6 protein-coding genes and 1 pseudogene are annotated in these 5,878 nt (G+C 46.7%); 3 read left to right on the forward strand and 4 right to left on the reverse strand.

Annotation, left to right across the window (positions count from 1 at the left end; genetic code table 11):
- Positions 1-232, reverse strand: a pseudogene (locus ABW391_RS28260) (GNAT family N-acetyltransferase); the annotation flags it as partial.
- A 224-nt stretch (positions 233-456) separates the two neighbouring features.
- On the opposite strand from ABW391_RS28260, the gene ABW391_RS28265 reads away from it, so the two are divergent.
- Both ABW391_RS28265 and ABW391_RS28270 read left to right on the forward strand, forming a co-directional pair.
- Complete coding sequence (locus ABW391_RS28265; RefSeq protein ID WP_353485261.1) at positions 457-1,299, forward strand: hypothetical protein; 843 nt, start codon at positions 457-459, stop codon at positions 1,297-1,299.
- Positions 1,300-1,309: 10 nt separating this feature from the next.
- Positions 1,310-2,341: a S41 family peptidase gene (locus tag ABW391_RS28270; RefSeq protein ID WP_353485262.1), complete on the forward strand. Its 1,032-nt coding sequence runs from the start codon at positions 1,310-1,312 to the stop codon at positions 2,339-2,341.
- Positions 2,342-2,353: 12 nt separating this feature from the next.
- On the opposite strand, the gene ABW391_RS28275 is transcribed toward ABW391_RS28270, so the two are convergent.
- The 3 genes from ABW391_RS28275 to pyrE all read right to left on the reverse strand — a co-directional run bounded on the left by ABW391_RS28275 (position 2,354) and on the right by pyrE (position 5,010).
- Positions 2,354-3,208: a UbiA family prenyltransferase gene (locus tag ABW391_RS28275; protein WP_353485263.1), complete on the reverse strand. Its 855-nt coding sequence runs from the start codon at positions 3,206-3,208 to the stop codon at positions 2,354-2,356.
- Positions 3,209-4,288, reverse strand: a complete 1,080-nt coding sequence (locus ABW391_RS28280) for a M42 family metallopeptidase (RefSeq protein ID WP_353485264.1) — start codon at positions 4,286-4,288, stop codon at positions 3,209-3,211.
- 74 nt (positions 4,289-4,362) lie between these two features.
- A complete protein-coding gene (pyrE, locus tag ABW391_RS28285; protein ID WP_353485266.1) occupies positions 4,363-5,010 on the reverse strand; it encodes an orotate phosphoribosyltransferase in 648 nt (215 codons plus the stop codon).
- 44 nt (positions 5,011-5,054) lie between these two features.
- Here pyrE and ABW391_RS28290 point away from each other — a divergent pair, with 44 nt between their 5' ends.
- Entirely contained in the window at positions 5,055-5,678 is a 624-nt protein-coding gene (locus ABW391_RS28290; protein ID WP_353485265.1) for an NUDIX hydrolase, read from the forward strand.
- The last annotated feature ends 200 nt before the right edge of the window (positions 5,679-5,878 follow it).

Raw genomic sequence — 5,878 nt, forward strand, 5'->3', positions numbered from 1 at the left:
CCAGTGGGCCAACGCCGCCACCGCCCCAGACCTGGTGTTGCGCATCACTCAAGACCAGGTAAGCGCAGCCCGGCTCTTGGTAGTACTCGTACATCAGATCCACTTCGGGATCGTTGATCGAAAAGCCATCGCCAACTGCCCCGTAGGCGGTCATTACTTCCCGAATGATTGCGGCCATGGCCGGATTGTCGTTTTTTTCGATGGGGCGGATCAGAAAAGTGTCGCTTTGCATAATTATGACAGTGCTTTGCGGGAAAAATATGGGTTTTGTCTCAAACAATCGATATTTTTCGGAGAATTTTATTGACCAGTTTCCTAAGTCTGACGCAAAAAATTACTTCCCGATTTTTTTAGAGGCTTTTGAATAGGAAGCTCACTTGAAATGAACCGTTCGACTTCCTATTCAAAACCCAAAATCGGGAAGTTAATTTTTCTGCGTTACTAACCTGAGTGGAGATGAATAAAACCTGTTTATTGTACGGCCTGATTTTGCTGAGTAGCATTCAAAGCTTGCTCGCGCAAGAAAAAAGTGCGCAAACCGATTATCGGTACGGCAAATACCTGGGAATGGCTGCGCTTGCGGATTACCAAAGCAACCGCGACCTTGGCGTTTCTCCTTTGACTTACCGGGGCTTCTTGTTTGGCGGCATGGGCGAACTTGGCTTTGAAGGCAAACGTTGGGACATTGCCATTGACGGTGGGGTAGGAGTGGGAGACAGTAAAGTAAAGAAGGTGGCTACCTTTGGGGCATCGTCGACGGTTTTTTACTACAATGGCCGTTTTTTGTACAAATTCTGGGACAAAAACGAGGGCAACCTGGACTTTCGGGCTGGCTTGCAACTGGGGGGCTATTCTGCCCAGCGGGTCACTCCAGCTTTCTTGAACGCCTCTCTGGTTTGGGAAAGCATCAATACGCTTTTTGCGACCGCCAAAGTCAATTGGCGCATTAGCCATACCCAAACGGCGGGCAGGTTTTTGTTCATTCGCCGCAATGCCGGGGTTCGGCATGTCAAGTTCAGCTCGCAACTCAGTTTGCCCTTGCTGCATTCGGTATGGCGACCAGACTACGCCTACATCGAAGATTTTTCGGATGGAGACGCCAATGTTTATGCCAACAACAAATTGAATTTTGGAGGCATCCGTTTTCAATGGCGCACTGATGGGTATTATTACTTGCTCAACGGCAATGCCTTGCGCCTCACTTACCTATGGGATGCCCAACGCAGCCCGGGTGAGATCAATCGCCTTGAATTGGGGCACCACCAGTTGCTCTTTGGGTTAATGTTTCGATTAAATTAAGACAATTACTATGAATCAGCGCATCATCAAATCATTTTCTATATTCCTGTTTTGCTGCCTGGCCTTATTCGTATTTTCCTGCGAGCAATTGATTTTTGACCAGGAAGTAGCCGATAATCCACGCCAAAATTTTGAATACCTCTGGAAAGAATGCAATGAGAAGTATTCCTTTTTTGATTACAAAAAAATCGATTGGCAAGCGACTTACAACAAGTACTCGCCACAAATCAAAGATAAAATGACCAGCGATGAGCTGTTCAAGGTCTTGTTTGCGATGCTCAATGAACTGCAAGATGGCCATGTGAATTTGATCTCTCCTTTTCGGTCTTCCCGTTACGATTTTGACTTACTGGGGCCTGAAAACTACGATTTGCGCGTGGTACGCGAAAACTACCTCAAAAACGATTACGTCATCACGGGCCCATTTGAACATGCCTTGGTGGGCAGTGACAAAAGGATTGCTTATGTGCGGTATTCCTCTTTTTCCGATAAGGTAGCTCCTGCTTATGTCAATTTTCTCCTGAGTTATTACCGCAATGCGCAGGGACTCATTTTTGACATTCGTCAAAATGGGGGCGGTAGCGCGGCCAATATTTTCAAGATCCTCAATATGATGGCCACCAAAAAAACCTTGCTCTACAATTCCTACCTCAAATCTGGTCCAGGTAAAGAGGATTATGAAGGGCCGCAAGCCGTGTTTGCCGAACCCGACAAGGATCGGTTTAATTTCACCAAAAAGATCGTGGTGCTGATCGACCGGGGTACTTTCAGCGCGGCATCATTCTTTGCGCTGGGGGCCAGGGAATTGGACAACATGATCTTGATGGGAGACAAAACCGGAGGTGGACTGGGTCTGCCCAATGGCGGTCAATTGCCCAATGGTTGGACTTACCGTTTTTCCATTTCACGTACCTTGAGTCCTGCGGGGGAAAATTTTGAAAGTGGCGTTCCGCCAGACATTCAGGTTTTGTTGAAAAAATCGGATCGGGATCGGGGGGTTGATACCGTGATTGAGCGTGCGATCGAAGAATTGAAGAAATAGGGCAAACGCATTTTAGCCAACAAAACTGAAAAACCAAATACCAAGCGGTTGCAGGATCAACATGCCGTCTAAAAGCAGGTTGAAAAATGCCGGGGAGCGTTCAGGGCTGGCGAGCAGCAACAGCAATCCGGTGCACATCAGGCAAACCAGATCAGCGGCATATACAGACAGGGAGTAATATTGGCCAGCGTACAAGCTCGTACCAATGCCAATGGCCAGCAACAAAGCCAAAATTCCGATGGACTTGGCCGCTTTGATCCCCAGTTTGCCAGGAAGCGTAAGCACACCTTGGGAAAGGTCAAAGGCAACATCCCTGATGTCGAAACCGATCGCAATGGCAAAGAAGAAGAGCCATTTTTCCAGAAAAAACACTCCAGTGATGGGGGAAAGTGGAATATTGGTAAAGATACGGGGTAAACAAACCACGACCCAGGCCCAGACGGAGGCCAGTACCAAAATCTTCAGGCGAGGTACATCGCGCAATCTTTTTTGTTTGGGAAAAATCGGGAGGGAATAACTCAGTCCCAATGCGCAAGGAATCAAGAGTGCCAGCTGTACTTTTAGAGGAAGCAGCAAGTACAATACTCCAGCGCAAAAACTTGCCAGCAAGGCCAGTACCAGGATGGTTTGGTGGTGGGAATCTACCCAGGTGGTAACTGTATGATTAGGCCTGTTTTTTTTGAAACCCAAAACCCGGTGCCAATTGTACAAACTCAAAGTGGCGAAAAAGACCCAAATTTCCAATTCATTCCATTCCCAGGCTCCTTTAAGACAAAAGATAGAAGCCGAAATCATGCTGCTTGCTCCAATGGCGAGCCATAAGTTGCTACCCATCAGAACATCTCCGATTGGAGCAAGCTGCTTCATTTAGAAGTATTTGAAATTGTGCTGATAGTCAATTTTTTGTAAAGATTGATAAATGAGCTTGATGACGTTGTTGACATCGTCGGTATGCGCCATTTCAACGGTGGTGTGCATGTAACGCAAAGGCAAGGAAATCAAGGCCGAAGGAACGCCCCCATTGGAATAAGCAAAGGCGTCGGTATCGGTACCCGTGCGGCGAGATGCTGCTTCCCGCTGGAATGGGATCTCGTGTTCGTTGGCTGCATCGATGATGAGGGCCAATAGTTTGTTGTGTACGGCTGGTGCATAGGTTACCGTTGGGCCATTGCCACACTTTACGTCGCCAAACTTTTTCTTGCTGATCAGCGGGGTATTGGTATCGTGGGTTACGTCTGTAATGATGGCCACGTGCGGTTTGATGCTTTGGGCGATCATTTCTGCACCCCGCAGCCCAATTTCTTCCTGCACAGAATTGACGATGTAAAGGCTATACGGCAGCTCGATTTTGTTCTCATGGATGAGGCGCGCTACCTCTGCGATGCAAAACCCGCCAATGCGGTTGTCCAAGGCACGGCCTACATAGTAGCGGTCATTGAGCTTGACGGCTTCGTCTTCGTACACCAGCACGCAACCTACATGAACGCCCATTTCCAGGGCTTCCTCTTTGTTTTTCGCACCAATATCGATGAAGATGTTTTCAACTTTGGGTGACAAATTACTGTCTTCTCCGCTGCGGGTGTGGATGGCTGGCCATCCAAAAACACCCTTTACAATCCCGTTTGGCGTATGTACATTGACCCGCTTGGAAGGGGCAATCATTTGATCGGAGCCTCCATTGCGCACCACGTGTAAAAAGCCGTCGTCCGTAATAAAGTTAACGAACCAGGAGATTTCATCGGCGTGGCCTTCGATGACTACCCTAAAATCCTTTCCTGGATTGATGATGCCATAAGCAGTTCCATAGTTGTCCAAACCCGTTTCGTGAACGAAAGGGCGAATGTAATCAAGCCAAATTTGTTGGCCTGCCGACTCGAACCCGGTTGGAGAGGCGTTATTGAGGTACTGAAATAAAAATTTTTCAGATAGAGCTGTAATCACCGACATAATTAATTTGTTGGTAGTAAACTAACGGATAAATATAAAAATTATCCTTTGGTAGACCTCTTTAGTGAGGAAAATTATATTTTTTCATTTTGCCATTGGGCACTCCAAAGTCGAGGATTTTCTCTCCATTGGCGCAAAGTGGCTTGATCAGCTGCGCTTACATAATTGGATTCAATGGCTACTTCGGTCAAAGTGCTGTAGTTGCTCAATGTTTCCAATGGACACCCTGCTTGCGCAAATGCTTCTTGTGCAGCAGGGAATTCGTAAGTAAAGATGGCCAATACGCCTGCTATGGTGGCGTTTTCAGCACGAAGGGCTTCCACTGCTTGCAGGCTGCTGCCTCCGGTAGAAATCAAGTCTTCCACTACCAAAACCTTCTGTCCGGGTTTTAGCTCCCCTTCGATGAGGTTTTGCCGACCATGTTCCTTGGGTTTTGCACGAACATATACAAAAGGAAGTTTTAGGCGATCGGCCAAAAGTGCACCATGGGGAATGCCTGCCGTGGCTACGCCTGCAATGGCATCAAAACTACCGAACTTCCTTGAAGTTTCTACCAATCCCGCTACCACCAGGTCTCGGATGGCTGGGTAGGAAAGCAAGGTCCGATTGTCGCAATAAATGGGCGACTTTAGCCCCGAGGCCCAGGTGAAGGGTTTTTGTGGACTTAATTTTATTGCTTTAATTTGCAATAAGTTTCTCGCTACTTCAGTGGCAAAATTCATTTCCAAACTGACATTCATTTATGATTGACAAAATAAAAGCACAAATGTACAAAATCTACATTAACGACATTCCATTCATTTTATCGGACGATTTATCCCTGAATCAACAAGTTCCTGGTGATAAACAACACATCGTTGCCCGGTACAACGGCTCGCCTAAAATCTTCCTGAATTATGCCGATATGTTGGAAAAAGGCAGACTGTTGGATTCAATTACTATTTTTTCAGCAGATTTTGAACAGCTTTGGAGCGATTTTCAGTCCAATTTTAAGCTTATCGAGGCTGCAGGAGGCTGTGTTTTTAATGCCCAGCAGGAGTTGCTGGTTATTTTCCGACGAGGTTCCTGGGATTTGCCCAAGGGCAAAATTGATGATGGAGAAAGCCCTGAAGAGGCGGCAGTGCGGGAAGTGGAAGAAGAGACTGGCATTGGGGAAATAGTCTTGGGCGATTTTTTAGGCCATACTTACCATACTTACCGCGATCACAAAGAAAGAAGAATCCTCAAACGGACGTACTGGTACAAAATGCAAACAACTCAAACGGAGCTTGTACCCCAAACCGAAGAAGACATTGAAATTGCCGAATGGGTAAACCCCGCTGCTTTTATGCAACAACCAAAACTAGCGATCTATCGCAGCATCAGTGAAGTCATCAATCTGGTGTTATAGAGGGTCAAAGCATGCGAAATTTTGGAAAAAACAAAGGGCCGTCCAATTTGGACAGCCCTTTGCGCTTATTATCGTGGAATGTGTAGAGACGCGATTCATCGCGTCTCTACCTAATGCCCCGTGAATGAATTCAGGGGATATCAAAATTACTCAACAATAATCATCTTCTTGGTAGCAGTGAAATCGTCAGCTTCCAAAGT

The sequence above is a fragment of the Haliscomenobacter sp. genome, assembly GCF_040403615.1.
Classification (GTDB): domain Bacteria; phylum Bacteroidota; class Bacteroidia; order Chitinophagales; family Saprospiraceae; genus Haliscomenobacter.